General features: G+C 69.7%; 18 protein-coding genes and 1 other RNA gene. 8 read left to right on the top strand and 11 right to left on the bottom strand.

Going from position 1 to position 20,688, the window contains the following annotated elements; translation table 11 throughout:
• Nucleotides 1-6: 6 nt before the first annotated feature.
• Genes AC1PME_RS06900 through AC1PME_RS06890 form a run of 3 tightly spaced genes read right to left on the bottom strand, consistent with a single transcriptional unit; the run spans nt 7 to nt 2,030 of the window.
• The gene (locus AC1PME_RS06900) at nt 7-954 is read right to left on the bottom strand and encodes an aspartate carbamoyltransferase catalytic subunit (protein WP_481097706.1); all 948 of its coding nucleotides are present in this window, start codon (nt 952-954) and stop codon (nt 7-9) included.
• 19 nt (nt 955-973) lie between these two features.
• Nucleotides 974-1,456: a Holliday junction resolvase RuvX gene (gene ruvX / locus AC1PME_RS06895; RefSeq protein ID WP_481098084.1), complete on the bottom strand. Its 483-nt coding sequence runs from the start codon at nt 1,454-1,456 to the stop codon at nt 974-976.
• A gap of 7 nt (nt 1,457-1,463) precedes the next feature.
• A complete protein-coding gene (locus AC1PME_RS06890) occupies nt 1,464-2,030 on the bottom strand; it encodes a YqgE/AlgH family protein (RefSeq protein ID WP_242080798.1) in 567 nt (188 codons plus the stop codon).
• A 108-nt stretch (nt 2,031-2,138) separates the two neighbouring features.
• On the opposite strand from AC1PME_RS06890, the gene AC1PME_RS06885 reads away from it, so the two are divergent.
• The 3 genes from AC1PME_RS06885 (at nt 2,139) to AC1PME_RS06875 (ending at nt 5,474) form a co-directional block, all read left to right on the top strand.
• Nucleotides 2,139-3,932, top strand: a complete 1,794-nt coding sequence (locus AC1PME_RS06885; RefSeq protein ID WP_481097705.1) for a DUF4153 domain-containing protein — start codon at nt 2,139-2,141, stop codon at nt 3,930-3,932.
• A 14-nt stretch (nt 3,933-3,946) separates the two neighbouring features.
• The gene (locus AC1PME_RS06880; protein WP_481097704.1) at nt 3,947-4,486 is read left to right on the top strand and encodes a DNA-3-methyladenine glycosylase I; all 540 of its coding nucleotides are present in this window, start codon (nt 3,947-3,949) and stop codon (nt 4,484-4,486) included.
• Nucleotides 4,487-4,571: 85 nt separating this feature from the next.
• A complete protein-coding gene (locus AC1PME_RS06875) occupies nt 4,572-5,474 on the top strand; it encodes a DUF72 domain-containing protein (RefSeq protein WP_481097703.1) in 903 nt (300 codons plus the stop codon).
• A gap of 24 nt (nt 5,475-5,498) precedes the next feature.
• Here the strand turns inward: AC1PME_RS06875 and AC1PME_RS06870 are convergent, their stop codons facing one another.
• From AC1PME_RS06870 to AC1PME_RS06835, 8 genes are all read right to left on the bottom strand, one after another.
• On the bottom strand, nt 5,499-6,614 hold the full coding sequence (locus AC1PME_RS06870) for an FAD-dependent oxidoreductase (RefSeq protein WP_481097702.1): 1,116 nt from the start codon (nt 6,612-6,614) through the stop codon (nt 5,499-5,501).
• A gap of 46 nt (nt 6,615-6,660) precedes the next feature.
• Entirely contained in the window at nt 6,661-8,739 is a 2,079-nt protein-coding gene (locus AC1PME_RS06865) for a LodA/GoxA family CTQ-dependent oxidase (protein WP_481097701.1), read from the bottom strand.
• Between the two features lie 37 nt (nt 8,740-8,776).
• Nucleotides 8,777-10,207: a hypothetical protein gene (locus AC1PME_RS06860; RefSeq protein ID WP_481097700.1), complete on the bottom strand. Its 1,431-nt coding sequence runs from the start codon at nt 10,205-10,207 to the stop codon at nt 8,777-8,779.
• Between the two features lie 429 nt (nt 10,208-10,636).
• On the bottom strand, nt 10,637-11,311 hold the full coding sequence (locus tag AC1PME_RS06855) for a YitT family protein (protein ID WP_429002527.1): 675 nt from the start codon (nt 11,309-11,311) through the stop codon (nt 10,637-10,639).
• 154 nt (nt 11,312-11,465) lie between these two features.
• The gene (locus AC1PME_RS06850; RefSeq protein WP_481097699.1) at nt 11,466-12,962 is read right to left on the bottom strand and encodes a GGDEF domain-containing protein; all 1,497 of its coding nucleotides are present in this window, start codon (nt 12,960-12,962) and stop codon (nt 11,466-11,468) included.
• On the bottom strand, nt 12,959-14,254 hold the full coding sequence (locus AC1PME_RS06845) for a WD40 repeat domain-containing protein (RefSeq protein WP_481097698.1): 1,296 nt from the start codon (nt 14,252-14,254) through the stop codon (nt 12,959-12,961). Before AC1PME_RS06845 ends, AC1PME_RS06850 begins: the two co-directional genes overlap by 4 nt.
• Nucleotides 14,255-14,409: 155 nt before the next feature.
• Nucleotides 14,410-15,540: a PilT/PilU family type 4a pilus ATPase gene (locus AC1PME_RS06840; RefSeq protein ID WP_481097697.1), complete on the bottom strand. Its 1,131-nt coding sequence runs from the start codon at nt 15,538-15,540 to the stop codon at nt 14,410-14,412.
• A 127-nt stretch (nt 15,541-15,667) separates the two neighbouring features.
• Nucleotides 15,668-16,705 carry a type IV pilus twitching motility protein PilT gene (locus tag AC1PME_RS06835; RefSeq protein WP_254460883.1) on the bottom strand — a complete coding sequence of 346 codons (1,038 nt, stop codon included), beginning with the start codon at nt 16,703-16,705 and terminating at the stop codon, nt 15,668-15,670.
• Nucleotides 16,706-16,827: 122 nt separating this feature from the next.
• On the opposite strand from AC1PME_RS06835, the gene AC1PME_RS06830 reads away from it, so the two are divergent.
• From AC1PME_RS06830 to AC1PME_RS06810, 5 genes are all read left to right on the top strand, one after another.
• Nucleotides 16,828-17,478 carry a YggS family pyridoxal phosphate-dependent enzyme gene (locus AC1PME_RS06830; protein ID WP_254461369.1) on the top strand — a complete coding sequence of 217 codons (651 nt, stop codon included), beginning with the start codon at nt 16,828-16,830 and terminating at the stop codon, nt 17,476-17,478.
• A 349-nt stretch (nt 17,479-17,827) separates the two neighbouring features.
• A complete protein-coding gene (locus AC1PME_RS06825; protein ID WP_481098083.1) occupies nt 17,828-18,856 on the top strand; it encodes a hypothetical protein in 1,029 nt (342 codons plus the stop codon).
• A gap of 131 nt (nt 18,857-18,987) precedes the next feature.
• Entirely contained in the window at nt 18,988-19,833 is an 846-nt protein-coding gene (proC, locus tag AC1PME_RS06820; RefSeq protein WP_481097696.1) for a pyrroline-5-carboxylate reductase, read from the top strand.
• A 61-nt stretch (nt 19,834-19,894) separates the two neighbouring features.
• Nucleotides 19,895-19,970, top strand: a non-coding RNA gene (locus AC1PME_RS06815) — sX9 sRNA.
• Between the two features lie 21 nt (nt 19,971-19,991).
• Nucleotides 19,992-20,444, top strand: a complete 453-nt coding sequence (locus AC1PME_RS06810) for a DUF4426 domain-containing protein (RefSeq protein WP_481097695.1) — start codon at nt 19,992-19,994, stop codon at nt 20,442-20,444.
• Nucleotides 20,445-20,688 lie beyond the last annotated feature (244 nt).

Below are 20,688 nucleotides of genomic sequence, written 5' to 3'. Positions count from 1 at the left end.
CGGGCCTCAGCCCAGCAGCGTCTCCAGCACCGCCATGCGCACCGCCACGCCGTTGGCGACCTGGCGCAGGATGCACGACTGCGCGCCGTCGGCGACCTCGTCGGTGATCTCCACGCCGCGGTTGATCGGCCCCGGGTGCAGCACCACCGCGTCCTTGGACGCGCGGCGCAGGCGCTCGGCGGTGAGGCCGTACTGGCCGTGGTAGTCCTCCAGCGAGGACACCAGGCCTTCCTCCATGCGCTCGCGCTGCAGGCGCAGCATCATCACCGCGTCCACGCCGTCGAGCATGGCGTCGAAGTCCTCGCCGACCACGCAGCCGTCCAGGGTGCCGTCGTCGGGCAGCAGCGCGCGCGGGCCGCAGACCCGCACTTCGCCGGCGCCGAGGGTGCGCAGCGCGTGCAGGTCCGAGCGCGCCACCCGCGAATGCTTGACGTCGCCGACGATGACCAGCTTGAGCTTGGAGAAGTCGCCGCCCTTGGCGTGGCGCAGGGTCAGCATGTCGAGCAGGCCCTGGGTGGGATGCGCGCTGCGGCCGTCGCCGGCGTTGATCAGCGCGGTGCCCTCGCCGGCCGCCTCGGCCAGGCGCTCCACCGCGCCGTCCTCGGGGTGGCGCACGACGAAGCCGCGCACGCCCATCGCTTCCAGGTTCTTCAGCGTGTCGCGGGCGGTCTCGCCCTTGCGCGTGGACGAGGTGGAGGCGTCGAAGTTCAGCACGTCGGCGCCGAGCCGCTGCGCGGCCAGGTGGAACGAGCTGCGGGTGCGCGTGGACGGTTCGAAGAACAGCGTGCACACCGCGGTGCCGGCCAGCACGCCGCGCTTGCCGACCCGGCCCACCGCCGCGTCGCGGATCTGCCCGGCGCGGTCCAGCAGTTGCAGCAGGGTCGCGCGCGGCAGCCCTTCCAGGGTCAGCAGGTGGCGCAGGCGCCCGTTCGAATCGAGTTGCGGATCAGTCATGGCGGGTCCGGGCAGGGGATCAGGAAAGGGGAGTGGCGTCGTCGGGCGCGGCCAGCCAGCGCTCCACGATCACCGCGGCGGCCACCGCGTCCAGCGCGGCGGCGTCGCGGCGGCGCTTGCGGCCGGCGGCACGGTCCACCGCGAAGCGTTGCGCGGCTTCGACCGAACTGGAACGTTCGTCGACCAGCACCACCGGCAGGCGGTAGCGCGCGCCGAGTGCGCGGGCGAAGGCATGCGCGCGCTTGCGGTTGGGCTGGTCGGCGCCGTCGAGGGTCAGCGGATCGCCGACCACCAGGCCGTGCGGCCGCCATTCGGCATGCAGGCGATCCAGCGCCGGCCAGTCCGGCCCCTGCGCGTGCACGTCGATCACCGCCAGCGCGCGCGCGCCGTTGCCGAAACAACTGCCGACGGCCACGCCGATGCGGCGGTGGCCGACGTCGAAACCGAGCACGGTGCCGTCGCGGCGGATCGTCGCGGGCGCGGGCGCGCCAGGCTCAGGCAGGCCGGACTCAGGCATGCCCGCTGTAGTCGGTGAGGCGGAACAGGTCCACGCCGATGCGCCCGGCCGCCGTCTGCCAGCGCCGCTCCAGCGGCAGCTCGAACAGCAGTTCGGCGTCGGCCGGCGCGGTCAGCCAGCTGTTCTCGCCCAATTCGTATTCCAGTTGCCCGGCGCCCCAGCCGGCGCAGCCCAGCGCGACCACCGCGTTGCGCGGCCCCTCGCCACGCGCCATCGCCTCGAGCACGTCGCGCGAGGTGGTCAGGAACAGGCCGTCGCCGAACGCCAGGCTGGAATCCCAGCCATGCGCGCCGTCGTGGATGACGAAGCCGCGCTCCGGATGCACCGGCCCGCCGCTGAGCACCACCTGCTCGCGCAGCGCGGCATCGATGGTCTCGATGCCCATCTGCTCCAGCACTTCGCCCAGGGTGTATTCGGAGGCGCGGTTGACCACCACGCCCATCGCGCCGTTCTCGTCGTGCTGGCAGATCAGCGCCACGCTGCGGGCGAAGTTGGGATCGGACAGCGCCGGCAGCGCGATCAGCAGTTGGTTGGCCAGAGGCGTGGGCAAAGCGGACATGGCGCCATTCTATCGTCCCTCCCGCGTGCGCGCTGCGTGTGGGCGGCGGCAGACTGCCATAATCCGCCGGGTCGCGGCCCCGACCGGTCGCCCAAGGAGCACGCACGCATGGACACGCCCCTCGACCTGCCGCGCCAGACCCGCGCCTTCATCGTCCTGGTGGCCTTGCTGCAGGGCGCGCTGCTGTACCTGGCACAGCGCGGCGCCGAGAGCGGCCTGTGGCCATTCGGTGCGCTGGGCGGACGGGTGTGCTGGTACACCCTGGTGCTGACCGTGCCGACCATGACCCTGCTGTCGGTGCGGCACCTCGGCGCGCTGCGCCTGTGGCAGCACACCATCGCGGTGGCGATGCTGGTGGCGGCCCTGTCCGCCTGGGCGGCCTGGAACGCCACCGGCGCGCCCGGCCTGCGCGCCGGCGAGGTGCTGGGCCCGTTCGGCGCGACCCTGGCGCTGGCGATGTTCGTGCTGCTGCCGTGGCTGCAGTGTCGGCTGCAGCACGGGCGCTGGCAGGCGCCGTACCGCGACCTGTTCGAACACGCCTGGCAGAACGCGCTGACCCTGGCGCTGGCGCTGCTGTTCGTAGGAATCTGCTGGCTGGTGCTGTGGCTGTGGGGCGCCCTGTTCGCGCTGGTCAAGCTGACCCTGTTCCGCGACCTGTTCCGGCAGACCGCCTTCGTCTATCTGGCCACCGGCACCATGTTCGGCCTGGGCCTGCTGATCGGCCGCACCCAGCAGCGCGCGGTGCAGGTGATGCGGCAGATCCTGTTCGCGATCTGCACCGGGCTGCTGCCGCTGCTGGCGTTCGTGGCGGTGCTGTTCGCGCTGAGCCTGCCGTTCACCGGCCTGCAGCCGCTGTGGGAGACCCGCGCCGCGGCCAGCCTCCTGATCGCACTGGTGGCCACGCTGGTGGTCTTCGTCAATGCGGTGTACCAGGACGGCACCGCGGCCGCGCCCTACCCGGCCTGGCTGCAACGGGTGATCGACGCCGGGCTGCTGAGCCTGCCGCTGTACGCGGGGCTGGCGCTGTACGCGCTGTGGCTGCGCGTCGACCAGTACGGCTGGAGCGCCGAGCGCTTCGCCGGGGTGCTGGTCGCGGTGGTCGCCTGCGGCTACGCAGGCGGCTATGCCTGGGCGGCGCTGCGCCCGGGCGCACGCTGGCTGCAGCCGCTGGCGCCGGTGAACCGGGTGCTGTCGTGGGCGGTGATCGGCCTGGCGCTGGCGGCCAGCTCGCCGCTGCTGGACCCCTACCGCCTCGTCGTCGGCGACCAGTTGCAGCGCCTGGCCGACGGCCGCACCAGCGCGGCGCAACTGGACCTGGCCTATCTGCGCTTCGACAGCGGCCGCCGCGGCTACCGCGCGGTGCAGGCGCTGCGCGAGGTGCCCGCATTCGCCGACGACCCGGTGCAGCGCGAGCGCCTGCACCGCATCCTGCAGCGCCAGCAGCGCTGGGGCGGCGACAACGACGCTGCGCCACGCAGTACCGATCCGCTGCAGGTGCGCCAGCGCATCGCGCTGGCCGCCGGCAGTACCGAGCCGGACGCCGCGTGGTGGCAGGCGCTGCTGGCCGGGCACATCGAGGACGGCAACTGCCGACGCGAGGGCGCGCAGTGCGTGGCGCTGCGCCGCGACCTGGACGGCGATGGCCACGACGAGGTGCTGCTGTGCAATGCCAGCGCCGGCTACGGCGTCGAATGCCGGGTCCATACCGACCCGGGCAGCGGCTGGCGCGACGTGGCGCGAACCCATTTCTTCCCGCGCCGCGGCGACAACGCCGAGGCGCTCTACCAGGCGCTGCGCGACGGCAAGCTGCAGGTACTGCCGCGGCGCTGGCCCGACCTGCAGCTGCCGGGGGCCCGGCGGACCGAGCTGGACGCCGCCGACCCCAACGACCAGACCGACTGACGGATACCCGCCACATGAGCAGCTACTGCGATCTCGCCATCGGCCACCCGGTGCACGGCCATTACCACGACCACGAGTACGGCGTACCGCAACGCGCCGACGCCGACCTGTTCGAGCGGCTGGTGCTGGAGATCAACCAGGCCGGGCTGAGCTGGGAGCTGATGCTGAAGAAACGCGCCGGGTTCCGCGCCGCCTACGCCGGGTTCGACGTGGACACGGTGGCGGCCTTCGGCGAGGCCGACGTGATGCGCCTGCTCGGCGATGCCGGGATCATCCGCAACCGGCTCAAGGTGCAGGCGGCGATCCACAACGCGCAGGTGATCCAGGGCCTGCGGGCCAGCCACGGCAGTTTCGCCGCATGGCTGGACGCGCAGCATCCGCGCAGCAAGGCTGAGTGGATCAAGCTGTTCAAGCGCACCTTTCGCTTCACCGGTGGCGAGATCACCGGCGAGTTCCTGATGAGCCTGGGCTACTTGCCCGGCGCGCACCGCGAAGACTGCCCGGCGTTCGCGCGCATCGCGCAGCTGGATCCGCCGTGGATGCGCGCCGGCTGAGCCTGCTGGCGGGCGAGGACCGGCACGACACGGCCTTGGCGCCGCCTGCACGGGCACTGCACGAGGTCGACGGCATGGTCTCCGCATGGCCTTGCGCATCGGCATTTCCGGCTGGCGCTATCCGCGCTGGCGTGGCGTCTTCTACCCGCCAGGGCTGACCCAGTGGCGGAAGCTGGAATACGCCGCGCGGTGCTTCCGCTCGGTGGAACTCAACGGCTCGTTCTACTCGCTGCAGACCCCGAAAAGCTACGCCGCCTGGCACGACGCCACGCCGCGCGACTTCGTGTTCGCGGTCAAGGGCCCGCGCTTCGTCACCCACCTGAAACGGTTGCGCGACTGCGAGCAGCCGCTGGCCAATTTCTTCGCCTCCGGCCTGCTCGCGCTGGGGCCGAAGCTGGGGCCGCTGCTGTGGCAACTGCCGCCGTCGCTGGCCTTCGACCACGACCTGCTGGATGCCTTCCTGGCGCTGCTGCCGCGGACCAGCGAGGCCGCCCTGGCGCTGGCGCGCAAGCGCGACAGCGCGCGCATGCGCGACCGCAGCCTGCTGCGGATCGACCGCAACCGGCGCCTGCGCCATGCGCTGGAAGTGCGCCACCCCAGCTTCGCCACGCCGGAGGCGGTGGCCTTGCTGCGCAAGCACCGGGTGGCGCTGGTGCAGGCCGACACCGCCGGCAAGTGGCCATACCTGGAAGACGTGACCGCCGACTTCCTGTACTTGCGCCTGCACGGCGATGCCCAGCTCTACGCCAGCGGCTACGACGACAAGGCGCTCGACACCTGGGCACAGCGCATCGCCGCCTGGCACCGCGGCAGCGAGCCGGCCGATGCGCAACGCGTCGGCCCGCGCGCACCGGCCCGCGTGCGACGCGACGTGTACTGCTACTTCGACAACGACATGAAGGTACATGCGCCGTTCGACGCGCGGCGCCTGGCGCAACGGCTGGGCGTGCCGACGCCGTGTCCCGCCCGTGGCAACGAAGATGCTTGAGCGCCGCGCCGCGCGGCGCACGCGTCAGGCGGCCAGCCGGGCCTGCCAGAACGGCGCCTGCGCCCAGCGCCGCTCGCGCGCGTACAGCGCCTCGCGCTCGCGCAGATAGGTGCGAAAGCGCGCGAACACGCCATCCTGGTACGCCACCAGCGGCGCCGTGCCGGCGCCCTGCAGGTGCGCGGCCAGTGCCTGCGCGGCGGCCTCGCCGTCCTGCAGCGCCTTGACGATGCCATGGGCGGTCAGCGGATCGTAGGCACTGGCCGCATCGCCCACCGCCAGCCAGTCCTCGCCCACCACGCGACTGAGGATCGCTGACGGCCCCAGCGCCGCGACCAGACCATTGGCCCGGGCCAGCGTCGCACCGCCCTGCTCCAGCCAGCGCGCGACATGCCGGGTCTCATGCACCGCCGCCAGCCAGACCGACGCCTCCAGGAACTGGCGCTGCCGCCGCGGCTCCAGCGCCAGCGCCACCATCATCCGCGCGTCCGGCAACTTGGCCGCGTACCACCAGCCGTCCGCGCAGGCTTCCAGCAGCGCCTGCGACGGAATCGTTTCGGCCTGCTCCAGCGCGAACACGCCGGCGACGAAGGCCAGGCAGTCCACTTCGTTGCGGGCCACGCCCAACCGCCGCACCGCCGCGGCAGCGATGCCGCTGGCATCCACCAGGAACCCGGCGCGCAGCCGGCGCACGTCGCCTTCCCCGCCGTGCAGGTCCAGCACATGGTCGCCATCGGCGGCACGGCCGACCGCGCCCAGGCGCAGGCCGCGCAGCAGCGTGCCGCCCTGCGCCGGCACCGCGGCGGCCAGCATCGCGTCGAAGGCGGCGCGGTCCACATGCCAGCCCTTGCCCTGCCCGGCCACGATGAAATCGTTGTAGCCCAGTTCCGGCCGGCCCCAACTGGCGCAACTGCCGGCCGAGGCCAGCGGCCGCTGCGCCAGGAACGCCTCCCACACGCCCAGCCGCTGCAGCGCCGCACTGGCGGTCGGCGCCAGCGCCTCGCCCAGCCGCCAGCCGGCGGCGCGGCCCATGTCGATTACCACCACGTCCTCGATGCCGCGCGCGGCCAGCGCCAGCGCGGTGGCGCAGCCGGCCACGCCACCGCCGACGATGGCGACGGTGCAGCGGTGGTTTGCGCTCATCGGCGTGTGGCGTGCAGACACGCCATGTGCTCTCGACGCGCGCGCGTCATACCTTCGGATCGACGGGAACATTGGCCATCGGCCAGGGCGCCACGAATTCCTTGCCCGGATCGAATTGGCTCGCCACTTCGAGGAACAACTCGGGCGGATACGGCGGCTTGCCGGGCACCTGCGCGATCTGCGCGCCACTGATGACGAAGCCGACCTTGGACCAATTGGCGACGAAGTCCGCGTACGCCTGGAAGCGTCCGGCCCTGGTCGGATACGGGCTGTCTGTGCCGGCGCCGCGCACCGAGTACACCTGCGGCCCCAGGTACCAGGTGTCGTCGTCCGGATCGACCTGACACAGCGCCGCCGGGTACACCGCGAACGGCCGCTCGGCCGGCCACGACCAGAACAAGGTGTTGTTCGGGTTGACCGTTTGCTGGCCCGGGTTGGGATCGGGCAGATGGGTCGCGCAGGAGTTGTAGTCGGTATGCCAGGGTACCGACATGAACTTGGACAGGTCGCCCGGCTCCACCGGATGCGTTTGCAGCGGCACATAGCCAAAACTCAGGAACGCGCGGTCCTTGCTCGCCTTGCTGTAGTCCAGCGAAGCCTGGTTGATGCGGAACGGACCGCAGTCCTGGGTCTTCCAGTCCTGCACGTAGAGATTGATGTCGCGAATCGGGAACGACACCTCGATGCCCGGGCTGTAGCGGCCGCCGAGGCAATTCTGCAACGTGACCCTGTCCAGCATTTCCCCGGAACCCAGCTTCGGAGCGTCACCCTGCTTGCATTTTTTTTCATGCCACTGGCTGAGCAGGAAGTACTGGGTGGCACTGACGCTGAGGAAGCTCTTCTGCGCGTCGCCGAGCGACAGCGGCATCATCGGCGAGCCGGTCTCTGTGTCGGCGGCCGAGGCCGGGTCGCGGATCAGCGTCTTCAGGTTGGGAATCTTCGCACCCGGATCGTCGGTGGGCTGGATCTGTCCGATCATGTCGTGGCCCTTGACCGCGCCCGACGGCAGGTTGGTGTTCCAGCGCTGCAGCATCGCTGCATGGAAGATCGGCTGGATGTCGTCGCTGAAGGACGGCTGGTAAGCGCCGACGAAGGCGTTGTTGGCGTACAGCGACGGCACCAACCCCAGTTGGCGCACCCACACGTCGTAGACATCGTCCCAGGTGGAGACCACGTTGCGCGTCTGCGGCGCATAGCCCGGATCGCCGGTGACGTACCACGCGCCCTGCACGCTGGCGGTGCTGCCGTCGGTGAAGATCAGCACGGCATTGACCGGGCCATCGGCGGCATCGTCGTACCACAGGCCGTTCTCGGTCGCATCGTTCAATGCCGGATAGGTGCCGTCGGCCCCTCTCACCGCCGAAGTCCGGGCGAAGCCGCCGGCCACGATCAACGCACCATCCGCCTGCACCCGCAGGTCGCCCAACGAATCGAGCTTGCCGAGCGGCTCGTGCAGCGTGTGGAACATCGACGGGAAGCTGACCGGATAGGACGGCTGCGAGTGGATCGCGCCGCTGGCATCGGCGTAGCTGGCGGTGGTGGTCATGTCGAAGGCGACGACCGCTGCATTGCCTGAGGCGGCGCTGATCGCGCGCGGTCCCGGATCGATGACGAGCTGCAGCAGGCGAACCGGATTGCTTGGGTCGGACGAACCGGCGTAATCCGGATTGCGCAGCCGTGGCAGATACGTTGGATGCGGCCCATACGCCTCGATGCCAATGAACTGTGGATTGTTGTGTTCGTCCAGAGTGACCGTCGAATAGTTGTTGAGCTTCTTGTTGGCCAAGTGCACGGTCCACACGATGTCCTTGACGGTCTTGCCGTCGATCGTGCTGCCAACGTCCACGCGCACGCCGCCGCCGTTGGGATACGTGCCAGAACTGCCGCCGGGGTAGGCGTAGATGTGGAAGCGTGCGGCCTGGCGCTTGACGTTGCCGGCGGCATCGCGGAAGTCGTGCTCGGCAATCGGCGTGGACTCGGTTCCCGGTTGCACCGGCAGTCCGCCGAACAGGCCGTCGGCGTCGCGGGTACCGGCCGCGGTGACCGGTGCCAAATAGAACTCCTGGCTGTCGCCGACGCGGCCGATGCCGATCGCCGGATGCACGCGAAACACGTTGCTGGTCATGGTGACTTGCTCCTGATCCGGGTGAGAGGGACGCGCCTCAGCGCGGCGTGGCCGGCCGCGCCGCCGGCGGTGCCTTCTGCGGCACCTGCGCCTGGAAGTAGTCGTTGATCACCACGTGGCTGATGTTGACGTTCAGCCCCGGCAACGACTGCGCGCGCGGATCGGACGAGATCACCTGGGTGGTGTTGTGGCAGGCGAAGCAGTTGTTCTGCGTGCTCTGCACCTGGGTGAAGGTCTCGATGGTGGAATTGGACAGCTTGATCGAGCCGGTGAGCAGCGGCGGCGCGCCCTTCGGCGTCGGCGAGGGAATGCACTCCAGCGCCGACCCTGGTTGGAATGTGCAATCGGGCGCCAACGCGTCTTCGGCGACGAACCAGATCGCGCCGACCTCGAAGTAGTTTTTCCACACGTCGTGCAACTGCGCCTGCACCGAGGCGTTGATCGACTTGATATTGGGAATGTTGCAGTCCGTCGATCCCAGCGGGCACGGCTTCTGGCCGCCGTAGGGCACCATGCGGCAGACCTGGGTCACCGGGCTCAAGGTCTGGGTCTGCGCGTTCAATGTCAGCGCACCGGCACCCGCGGCGTTGACATTGCATTGTTCGATCGGGGTACCGGCCTTGTAGAACGTCCAGTCCTTGTCGGAGACGGGCTGGCCCGGATCGAGCGGCGTATCCACGTCCGGCGCATTGTCGCGGTGCTCGAACGTGGCCCAGATCATTTCCGGATGGCCGTTGACCGTGCCGCCGATGTGGAAGCCGACCAGCGCCACCATCTGGGTTTCGGTGTCGCCGGTAGCGACGATCTTGCCCTTGCGCATGCCCAGCTTGGCGATCTGCGCCTGGCGGGTATAGAACGTGGACACGTCCTCGCCCGGCTGCACCACCTTCCATGCCGCCTTCAGGGTCATGCTGCCGACCTTAAAGGACTTATGCGGATCGAATGCGCGCAGGGCGTTCGGATTCTTCAGGTTATTGTCGGCGATGAAATCGCCAAAATCTTTATTGGAGTGGATCGAGTAATAGACCGCACGTCCATGGCGATCCACCAGCACGCCATCCGGGCCTGCCTGGTCAATCAGTTCCACCGTGCGCGCCTGCTGTGAGCGACCGATCAACGGATCGAGCACGCCGTCGGCAACGCCGCCGATGCCGTCGCTGCTCATGGTCAGGAAACGCGGCTGCCCGCCCACGTCCTGGGTCAGCCACAGGAAGGCGTTCCACGACCACTGATGGAAGGCGCAATTGCTGCTGGACTGGAAGCCGGCCGAATCCGGCGCCGGCGTCTGCGCATGTGGGAACCACGAGGGCGCCGGCGGCGCTGGCGGTGCGCAGGCCTCCGCGCTGGGCGCCGGCCCCGGTGCGGGCCCCGGCGTGGGCGTGGGCGTACCGCCCCCGCTGCCGGGATTGGGACCCGGGCCCGGATTCACCGCGGAGCACGCCGCGACCACCACACAGACCAATGCCACGAGTCCCATCGCACGTTTCATCGCACCGCCCCTCGTTCCGTGGAAAAACCCTGAGTACCGGCGTCCGCCGCGGCGCGCCGGACAGGCAGCACCGCGCCGCCACGCAAGCGTGGCGTCGAACATCGTGGTGTACGTCATGCAGGTGGATCGCGCTCCCCGCGATCGCGTGCGCCGTCTGCGCGCACTCATCCTTTCTTCGACAGCAGCATGCGCTGCGTCACACTTGAACAGCAAGACCGTTTCGTAGACACCGCGGCGATTCCGTAGACAGTTGCGGTGCCACATGGCGCAACACGCAGCGCTGCCCTGCGGGGCATGCACGCCCTGCCTGCGCAGGCGCAGCGCGGGTCGTCCACGCGTCCGCACGCAGGACCCGCGTGGCGCGACGCGCACCGTGCCGATCGCCACGGCGATCGGCGGCGGCGGAACTCACACGCCCATGTAACGTCCGGCGCGGTGGTTGAACATCAGCACCAGGCTCAGCACCACCGCGCCGATCGCCGAGTACAGCACCTGCTGTGGCGCCAGCAGCCAGAACGCCACCGCCATCAGCGCCGCGTCGAAGCCCATCTGCACCTTGCCCGCGCTCCAGCCGCGGCTGCGCTGCAGATACACCGCGAGGATACCGACGCCGCCCAGGCTTGCGCGATGGCGGATGAAGAACAGGATGCCCAGCCCGACCAGCGCGCCGCCGACCAGCGCCGAGAACAGCGGCGTCATCGTCGCCCAGCGCGCCCAGCGCGGCAGCAGATCGGTCAACAGGCCGCAGGCGGCGACCGCGACGAAGGTCTTGAGGGTGAACTCCCAGCCCATGCGCCGCACCGCGAGCCAGTAGAACGGCAGGTTGACCAGCACGAACATCAACCCGAAATTCCAGCCCAGTGCGTAGTGCAGCAGGAAGGCCACGCCGGCCATGCCGCCGATCATCAGCCCGCCATGGGCGAACACCGCCAGGCCCAGCGAGGCCACCAGGGTCGCCAGCAGCATGCCCTGCACGTCCTCGGCCACGCTGTGCCGCAGCGCGCGTGCATCCTGCGCGGTGCCGGCCGAATCCGGCGGCGGGGTCAGCGGTCCGGCCGTGACGACGGCGCCGTCGTCGGGCAACGGGTCCAGGTCCGGACGCAGATCGGAATCGGGAAGGCTCACGGGAGGGGCACGACGTGGGGGACGGTATTAGACACCAGTTCAGGATGTAGTTGCACATGAAACTTTGAGGACTCGCAGCGGATCGCCCCCAGTACAGCGCCTGCAACCGCGATCAGCGCGCGGCCGAGGTGCGGTGCTGGCGCTTGTCCGCGTACATCTCCGCATCGGCGCGTTCGAGCAGTTCCTCCAGATCCTCCACGTCCAGATCGCGTCGGTTGCACACGGCCAGGCCGAAGCTGGCCGACAGCGCGGTCGCGAAGCCGTCGTCCTCGCCGGGCCTGGCAAGCGCCACCCGCAGCGCGTCGATCAGCGCATGCGCCCTCTCCGGCGTGGTCAGCGGCAGGTACAGCGCGAACTCGTCGCCGCCCCGGCGCCCCAGCAACTGGCCCGGCCGCAGGCGGCTCCGGCAGCGCTTGACGAAGGCGCGCAAGGCCGCATCGCCGGCGGCGTGTCCGAACTGGTCGTTGATCGCCTTGAGGTTGTCCATGTCGGCAACGACCACCGCCAGCGGACTCGGGTCCTGCGCGGCCGATTGCAGATGGTTGAGCACCTGCTCCAGGAACCCGGTCCGCGACAGCGCCCCGGTGACGGGATCGCGCACCAGCGCTTGGCGCAGCCGCGTGTTGTCGGCGTAGAGCCCAGGGACGGCCAGTCCGAAATAGCTGTTCGCCGCCAGGCTGATCATGGCGAACTGCAGCGCCAGCGCCTGCGCCTCGAGCCGCAGCAGCGGCGTGGCCACCGCGATCAGCAGGCTGAAGGCGGCGATCGCCGACAACGCCTGCAACATCCCGTGGGTGTGCACGATCCACAACTGGATCACCACCACCACGAACAGCGCGAAGACCACCGCCGGCTGCCGCGGCAACGCGGCCGCCAGCCACATCACCGCCAGGGTGACGCCGAGCAGCAGCGCGAGCTTGGCCAGATAGCCCGAGACGCTCCCGGCCGGCGCGATCATCCCCGAGATGCGGGGGATGCCGGGCTGCGGCGCGATCCGCAGCGACTCGGCCAGACGCAGCACCGCGACGATCGCCAGCGGGCCGAGCGCCAGCAGGCCGGCGTAGTCGCCGATCGCCCATGGGATCAACTGCGAGAGCAGGGTCGACAGGTCGATGGCACCGGTGACGGCCAGCCCCGCGCCGCCCAGGCAGGACGACAGCAGCGCGGCCACGCCGCCACCGAGGATGAAGTAGGTGACCACGCGCGGCAGACTGGTCGCGGCGCCGCTCTGGCCGACGCGGCGCAGCAGCCAGGCCAGGCCGCCCCAGATGCAGAACTGCTGCGCGGTGAACAGCAGCGCGTACGCCATGACCGCACGGCCGGGGATCGCAGGGGAGGACGTCGTGCGATAGAAGCTGAGCAGCGTGGCCAGCACGCAGGCGACGGCGATCGCCGGCGCGCCGCGCCGGCCCAGCACCATGAACGTGGCCAGCGTCACCGCCACCGGCGGGAACCACAGGCTCGCATGCGGCTGATAGTCCAGGACCCGCGCCAACTCGAAGACCGCCAGCCACAGCGCCACCAGCACCGCCGACAGCAGCAGCAGCGCGCCGGAACGGCGCGGCGCCGCGGGTGGAAGGGACGGCGCCGCGACGTCCCCGCCTGTCATCCATCCGCCTCCGTGCGCCCCCGGGCGAGGGCCGAACCGGGGCCGGCGAAGGCCGTGACCGAACTGTCGTCGCTGCCGCCCACCACCACCGACGCATCGCCGCAGAAACCGATCGCCCAGCTCATGTTGCCCGCGGCCCAGGTCCAGCGCGGCGTGCTGTCGCTGGCGCTCCAGACGGTGAAACCGCCAGGCGCCCCGTCGGGATACCCATCGGCCACCCCCAACCAGCGTCCGCCGGGATCGAATGCCAGGAAGTTGGGCGAATGCGCGCTGTAGGACGTCCACTGCAGCCGCGGCTCGGCGCCGGTGTCGGCGAACACGGCGACGACGCCGCCTTGCCCGGACTTGGCGTGCGGCAGGTTGCCGGCGACCGCGACCGTGTCGCCGGAACGATCGCAGGCCAGCCCGTAGAGGGTCGTCGCCCCCTCGGGGATCGTCGCGGTCCAGACCGGTGCGCGCGTGTCCGGAAACGTGGCCACGTCGAAGGCGTACAGCGTGCCGTTGCTGCCGCCGGCATAGGCGCGGCGCCCATCGCCGGACAGGACCGCGATGTGGAGGTGGACGTTCTTGGGCGACCGCCAGCGCGTCAGCACCACCGGTTGTCCCGATGCGATCGAGAACAGGATGATCTCGCCCAGATAGCTGGCCACCAGTCCGGTGGCGCCGTCGTCGGCGATGCCGGTGGCGACGACGGTGTCGCCGTTGCTGTCGCCGCCAGTGCTCAGCGCGATGCGAGCGGGCTCGGCGCCGAAGGCCGCGTCGCCGTCGCGGCAGAACAGATAGCCCTGGTCGGCGCCGGCCAGCAAGGTCCGCCCGTGCGCATCCAGCGCGACCATGTTGCCGCGGGCGGAAGGCAGCGAGAAGGACAGCAGCTCCTCGCCGCCCGGCACCGCCCAGGCGCCGATGAAGCCCGTGTCCGGACCCTGGCTCTTCCAGCCACAGCTGGCCACGGTGCCGCCATCGGCCGCCACATCGACCCAGTACACGCCCTGCCAGCCGTCGAATTCCTTCGTCAGCAGCCGCTTGCCGGTCCGATCCCAGGCGTAGGTGCCGTAGTGCCCTTCCTCGTCGTCGCACACGTCGGTGCGGGTGGCCGCAGGCGCGACGCGTTCGAAGATCTTGCGTTGCGCCACCGGCACCGCGTCCAGCCCGGGAACCTGCGAGGCGTCGCCGTAATGGTGATAGAAGGTGCCGGCGACGATGACATTGCCATCGTCGGACACCGCCACCGAGTTGATGTAGTAGCCGGCATGCGGCTGTATCGACCAAAGCACCTCAGGCACGTCGTTCATGGCGGCTCTCCTCTCTTCGGCTGCACAGTCCGCGATGAACGCCGGCGGACAGTTGACTGAGAATACCCCCTGTGGACGAACCGGAAACAACCGCTGCGACCCTGCGTCCGCGTCGTCGCGCCTGCGCCCGGCCCGCGTTCGCCTGCCGGGCCGGCTCAGCGCACTTCGGCGATCTCGACCCCGTCCAGGCCCTGCGCCAGGGTGCGCGCGTCGCCGCCCTGGGCCAGCTTGATGCGCAGGCGCACCTCGTTCTGCGAATCGGCGTGGCGCAGCGCGTCCTCGTAGCTGATCTCGCCGGCCTGGTACAGCTCGAACAGGCTCTGATCGAAGGTCTTCATGCCCAGATTGGTGGACTCCTTCATCACGTCCTTGAGCTTGTGGATCTCGCCTTCGCGGATGTAGTCCTGCACCAGCGGGGTGCCGAGCATGATCTCCATGGCCACGCGGCGGCCCTTGCCGTCCGGGGTCGGGATCAGCTGCTGCGCGACCACCCCGCGCAGGTTCAGCGACAGGTCCATCAGCAACTGGCTGCGGCGGTCTTCGGGGAAGAAGTTGATGACGCGGTCCATCGCCTGGTTGGCGTTGTTGGCGTGCAGGGTGCACAGCACCAGGTGGCCGGTCTCGGCGAAGGAGATGGCGTGGTCCATGCCTTCGCGGGTGCGCACCTCGCCGATCATGATCACGTCCGGCGCCTGGCGCAGGGTGTTCTTCAGCGCGTTCTCCCAGCTGTCGGTGTCGATGCCGACCTCGCGCTGGGTGATGATGCAGCCCTCGTGCTTGTGCACGAACTCGATCGGGTCCTCGATGGTGATGATGTGGCCGGTGGAGTTCTGGTTGCGGTAGCCGATCATCGCCGCCAGCGAGGTCGACTTGCCGGTGCCGGTGGCGCCGACGAAGATGATGATGCCGCGCTTGGTCATCGCCAGGGTCTTGATCACCGGCGGCAGGTTCAGCTCGTCCACGCTGGGAATGCGCGTCTCGATCCGGCGCAGCACCATGCCGACCTGGTTGCGCTGGTAGAAGCAACTGACGCGGAAGCGCCCGACCCCGGCCACGCCGATGGCGAAGTTGCACTCGTGGGTCTTCTCGAACTCCTCGCGCTGCGACGGCGTCATCACGTTCAGCACCAGGTCGCGGCTCTGCTGCGGGGTCAGCGGCGTCTGCGTGATCGGCGTGATCTTGCCGTGCACCTTCATCGCCGGCGGCATGCCCGAGGTGATGAACAGGTCCGACGCCTTCTGGTGCGCCATCAGTTTCAGGAAGGAGGTGAAGTCGATGGTGCTCATGGCCGGCTCCTTCGGAGCTGAGAATCGGGAATGGAGAATCGGGAATCGCAGCAGCGGGCATCCGGAAGCGGAAAGGAGAGTGCGGTTGCTGTTCCCATTCCCGATTCCCTACTCCCGATTCCCGGCCTCACTCGAACAACCGCTTGTCCTTAGCGTACTCGCGGGCCTGGTTGCGGGTGATCAGGCTGCGCTTGACCAGGTCCTGCAGGTGCTGGTCCAGGGTCTGCATGCCGTACTGCTGGCCGGTCTGGATCGCCGAGTACATCTGCGCGACCTTGTCCTCGCGGATCAGGTTGCGGATCGCAGGGGTGCCGACCATGATCTCCCAGGCCGCGGTGCGGCCGCCACCGACCTTCTTCAGCAATGCCTGCGAGATCACCGCGCGCAGCGACTCGGACAGCATCGAGCGCACCATCGGCTTCTCGCCGGCGGGGAACACGTCGATGATGCGGTCGATGGTCTTGGCCGCCGAGCTGGTGTGCAGGGTGCCGAACACCAGGTGGCCGGTCTCCGCCGCGGTCAGCGCCAGGCGGATCGTCTCCAGGTCGCGCAACTCGCCGACCAGGATGATGTCCGGGTCTTCGCGCAGCGCCGAACGCAGCGCCTCGTTGAAGCCGTGGGTGTCGCGGTGCACCTCGCGCTGGTTGATCAGGCACTTCTGCGAGGTGTGCACGAATTCGATCGGATCCTCGACGGTGAGGATGTGGCCGTATTCGTTCTTGTTGATGTAGTCGATCATGCCGGCCAGCGTGGTCGACTTGCCCGAGCCGGTCGGCCCGGTGACCAGGATCAGGCCCTGCGGCTGGTCGATCAGCTGGCGGAAGATCGGCGGGCAGCCCAGGTCCTCCAGGGTCAGCACTTCCGAGGGAATGGTGCGGAACACCGCGCCGGCGCCGCGGTTCTGGTTGAACGCGTTGACGCGGAAGCGCGCCAGGCTGGGAATCTCGAAGGAGAAGTCGACCTCGAGGAATTCCTCGTAGTCGCGGCGCTGCTTGTCCGACATGATGTCGTAGACAAGCGCATGCACCTGCTTGTGGTCCAGCGCCGGGATGTTGATGCGGCGGACGTCGCCATCGACCCGGATCATCGGCGGCAGGCCCGCGGACAAATGCAGGTCGGACGCCTTGTTCTTGACCGAGAACGCCAATAGTTCAGCGATATCCATACGCTGCTTTTCCCCTTGGGCTGCGACTGGAAGGATGATTCCCCGGCCGGCAGTATAGCGCCCTTCCCTTTGCCGGAACGCCGCCCGTGACCCTCTCAGCGCTGCAACAGATTCGCCTGGACATGGACCGCGCCGCCGACGCCGCAGGGCGGCCGCGCGCGCAGTTGCTGGCGGTGTCCAAGACCCAGCCGGCTGAGGCCGTGGCGGCGCTGGCCGCACAGGGGCAACGCGCTTTCGGCGAGAACTACGTGCAGGAAGCGGCCGCCAAGATCGCCGCGCTGGCCGATGCCGGACTGGAATGGCATCTGATCGGCCACCTGCAATCGAACAAGGCCGAACTGGCGGCGACGCTGTTCGACTGGGTGCAGACCGTGGACCGGCCCAAACTGGTCGCCGCCCTGGCCAAGGGCCGCGCGGGCGCGCAGGCGCCGCTGAACGTGTTGATCCAGGTCAATATCGACGATGAGGCCAGCAAGCATGGCTGCACACCCGAGGCGATCGACGCGCTGGCCGACGCCATCGCCGCGCACCCGGCGCTGGCCCTGCGCGGGCTGATGGCCATTCCCGCGCCCTGGCCCGAGGCCGAGCGCCGCCGCGACGCGTTCGCGCGCATGCGTGCGCTGTTCGAGCGGCTGCGCGCCGCGCATCCGCAGGCCGACACCCTGTCGATGGGCATGAGCGGCGACTTCGCCGACGCCATCGCCGCCGGCGCCACCATGGTGCGGGTGGGCACCGCGCTGTTCGGCGCGCGCGCGCCGCGTGCTCCTGGATGAGCAGGCTCCTGGATCGGCGCGTTCCTGGCTGGATCCACTGCTGTCGCGCCGCATTACCGCAACACCGGTGACAGGGTGGTGACTTGTCTACGAACGCTTCAAAAACGGTTCACCAACATCGGAATTCTGTCGTAGCCCATCCCTTTGAAAAAAATAGGGTTTCGGGATGAATGAAAGGTTCGCTCCGACACTGCTCGCTGAACCATGCGACACGGTTAAAAATCGTTAATTCAGTCACGTTTCAGATGTGCGCGCTTCGGCTTCCATTGCGACGACCGCGGCTCATCCGCAGGTCCATCGCCGAATGTGCTCGGCTCCAACGAGGTCACAGATGCAAGCATCCACCCGATTGCTGTTCGCCTCCTGCTGCATCGGTCTGCTGCACGTCCCCGCGGCAATGGCCGCGCCGACGGCGACGCCGGCCTGGAACAACGAAGAAGCGATGATGTCGCCCGCGGAAGTCCAGGCGCGCACCGCCTGGCGCGAGACCATGGCGCATCAGCCGACGCCGACGGAAGGCTGCTTCCATGCCAGCTTCCCCGATACGCAGTGGCAAACGGACGTCTGCAAGACCCTGACCCGCCGGGTGCACCCGATCCCGCACAAGATCCTGTTCGGCGCCACCGAAACCACCGGCAACGGTTACGACTACGCGCTGCGGTCGAGCAGCCTGATCAGCAAGGTCGTGGGCAGCTTCCCCCAGGTGACCGGGGTGACCTCGGAGAAAGGCGTCGGCGTGGCGTCCTTCGGCGGCGGCGGCATCCTCGGCCCGAACGAGTACTCGCTGCAGATCAACTCCAATTACAACGCCACCACCAGCGTCTGCGGCGGCCGCTCCGGCTGCACCGTGTGGCAGCAGTTCGTCTACGCCACCGACTACGAGACCCAGGGCCAGGCCGCGGTGTTCATGCAGTACTGGCTGATCGGCTATGGCAGCAGCTGCCCGAGCGGCTGGATGAGCGGCGGCGGCTCGGACTGCTACCGCAACAGCAACGCGGTCAGCGCGCCGGACGTGCCGGCCACGCAACTGGCCAACCTCAAGCTGACCGGTTCGGCCACCGCCAACGGCAACGACACCATCACCTTCACCAACAACGGCACCGCCTACAGCGTCAGCGCCAGGGACAGCGTGGTCAAACTGGCCACGGTGTGGAAGGACGCCGAGTTCAACGTGGTCGGCAACGCCGGCGGTTCCAGCGCCAACTTCAACTCCGGCTCGTCGATCACGGTGAAGGTCGCCGCCACCAACGGCTCCACCGCCGCCCCGACCTGCGCGGCCAATGCCGGCAGCACCGGCGAGACCAACAACCTCAACCTGGGCAGTTGCTCGGTGGCCGGCGGCAGTACGCCGTCGATCACCTTCACCGAGTCCAACTGAGTTCGCCGCGCCGGTCCGCACACAGCGGCCGGCGCGTTCCCGCCTGGCACGATCCGGTTGCGCCGCACCGCCGCACTGCGGCGCGGCGCAGCCGCTACCATGACGCTCCCTCTTCGCGACGGTGTTGCGCCATGGCTTCCGCTTCCCCCGATTCCCACGCCGCCGACCTCGCCTTCATCGGCGGCGGCAACATGGCGCGCAGCCTGATCGCCGGCCTGGTCCGGCAGGGTGCCGATCCGCGCCGCATCCGCGTGGCCGAGCCGGTGGCGGCGCTGCGCGAGGCGCTGGCCGCCGAGTACGCGGTGCAGGCGGTCGCCAGCGCGGCCGAGGCCGCCGACCGCGCGGCGCTGTGGATGTTCGCGGTCAAGCCGCAGGTGCTGCGCGGGGTCTGCACCGACCTGGCCGCGTTGGCACAGGCGCAGCGGCCGCTGCTGGTGTCCATCGCCGCCGGCATCACCACCGCGCAACTGGACCGCTGGCTCGGCGGCGGCCATGCCCTGGTCCGCGCGATGCCGAACACCCCTGCCCTGCTCGGCGCCGGCGTCACCGGCCTGTTCGCCAGCGCCGGCGTCGATGCCGGCCGGCGCGCCCACGCCGAACGCGTGCTGGCCGCCGCCGGGGTCACCGTGTGGGTCGAGGACGAGGCGCTGATCGACGCGGTCACCGCGGTGTCCGGCAGCGGTCCCGCCTACGTCTTCCTGCTCGCCGAGGCGATGGAAGCGGCGGGCATCGCCCAGGGCCTGCCCGCCGCCACGGCGCGCACCCTGACCCTGCAGACCCTGCTCGGCGCGGCGCGCATGCTCACCGAGTCCGGCGAGGCGCCGAGCGAACTGCGCCGCCGGGTGACCTCGCCCAACGGCACCACCCAGGCCGCGATCGAGACTTTCCAGCACGGCGGCTTCGAGGCGCTGACCGCGGCTGCGATCGCCGCGGCGGCCGCGCGCGGCCGGGCCCTGTCCGCCGCCAACGACGACTAAGCGCGGCTGACAATGCGACTGCGCGGTCGCCGAGCGGACGCGGACGGTGCTCGGCCTGCTCACGGACCACTTGTACACTGCGGTTCCTGCGCGCCGTTCGGGCCCACCTGGCGGCTGCGCGCGACGTTGTGTTCGCCACCCTGAGCCGGAGACCGCCGATGCGTGTCCTGCCCGCTGCACTGCTGTGCCTGGCCCTGGCCGCCTGCGCGGACCAGGACACCCCACGCCCGGCGACGCTGCTCGCCGCCACGCCGGCGCAGGCCGATTTCGGCGCGCTGCGCGTGCACTACAACGCCCTGCCCACGCTGGCGATGAGCGAGGACGCCGCGCGCCGCTACGGCATCGCCCGCGAGGCCGACACCGCGCTGGTGATGATCGCGCTGCGCACCCTGCACGACGGCGAGGAAACGCCGGCAGTGGGCACGGTGGAAGCGGTGGCGACCGACCTCAGCGGCCAGCGCCAGCCGGTGACGCTGCGCGCGGTTCGCACCGACGCCTACACCGACTACGTCGGCACGGTCCGCAGCAGCGCCCACGACCAATTGCGTTTCGTGGTGCAGGTGCGCAGCGCCGACGGGGCCGGCACGGTGCGCTTCACCCGCAATTTCTAGCGCCTGCAGCGTGCGGTGCGCGCCGTCGTCCTGTAGGAGTGGCTTCAGCCGCGACCGGGCGCTACCGGGAAAGCCCCGGTCGCGGCTGAAGCCGCTTGTGTCAAATGAGAGTCTATCGTTGTAAGTGAGAGCGGAGTGCGGCAGGCCGTTTAGCCGCAGTGCCAGCAAGCACGAGTAGGAGTCAGCGCCGCCGCACCCCGTATCTCCTGCCTCATCAGCCCGAACAGTTGCCCGAGTCGCGAGC

The sequence above is a fragment of the Xanthomonas sp. NCPPB 901 genome, from assembly GCF_056725085.1.
The sequence above is the reverse complement of the archived record's forward strand: the minus strand, read 5'-3'. Positions and strand labels throughout refer to the sequence as shown.

Bases quoted from the DNA above. Each gene is read 5' to 3' on its own strand.
- AC1PME_RS06900 (WP_481097706.1), bottom strand. From the start codon at position 954: ATGACTGATCCGCAACTCGATTCGAACGGGCGCCTGCGCCACCTGCTG.
- AC1PME_RS06890 (WP_242080798.1), bottom strand. From the start codon at position 2,030: ATGTCCGCTTTGCCCACGCCTCTGGCCAACCAACTGCTGATCGCGCTG.
- AC1PME_RS06885 (WP_481097705.1), top strand. From the start codon at position 2,139: ATGGACACGCCCCTCGACCTGCCGCGCCAGACCCGCGCCTTCATCGTC.
- AC1PME_RS06880 (WP_481097704.1), top strand. From the start codon at position 3,947: ATGAGCAGCTACTGCGATCTCGCCATCGGCCACCCGGTGCACGGCCAT.
- AC1PME_RS06875 (WP_481097703.1), top strand. From the start codon at position 4,572: ATGGCCTTGCGCATCGGCATTTCCGGCTGGCGCTATCCGCGCTGGCGT.
- AC1PME_RS06870 (WP_481097702.1), bottom strand. From the start codon at position 6,614: ATGAGCGCAAACCACCGCTGCACCGTCGCCATCGTCGGCGGTGGCGTG.
- AC1PME_RS06865 (WP_481097701.1), bottom strand. From the start codon at position 8,739: ATGACCAGCAACGTGTTTCGCGTGCATCCGGCGATCGGCATCGGCCGC.
- AC1PME_RS06850 (WP_481097699.1), bottom strand. From the start codon at position 12,962: ATGACAGGCGGGGACGTCGCGGCGCCGTCCCTTCCACCCGCGGCGCCG.
- AC1PME_RS06845 (WP_481097698.1), bottom strand. From the start codon at position 14,254: ATGAACGACGTGCCTGAGGTGCTTTGGTCGATACAGCCGCATGCCGGC.
- AC1PME_RS06840 (WP_481097697.1), bottom strand. From the start codon at position 15,540: ATGAGCACCATCGACTTCACCTCCTTCCTGAAACTGATGGCGCACCAG.
- AC1PME_RS06835 (WP_254460883.1), bottom strand. From the start codon at position 16,705: ATGGATATCGCTGAACTATTGGCGTTCTCGGTCAAGAACAAGGCGTCC.
- AC1PME_RS06830 (WP_254461369.1), top strand. From the start codon at position 16,828: ATGGACCGCGCCGCCGACGCCGCAGGGCGGCCGCGCGCGCAGTTGCTG.
- proC (WP_481097696.1), top strand. From the start codon at position 18,988: ATGGCTTCCGCTTCCCCCGATTCCCACGCCGCCGACCTCGCCTTCATC.
- AC1PME_RS06810 (WP_481097695.1), top strand. From the start codon at position 19,992: ATGCGTGTCCTGCCCGCTGCACTGCTGTGCCTGGCCCTGGCCGCCTGC.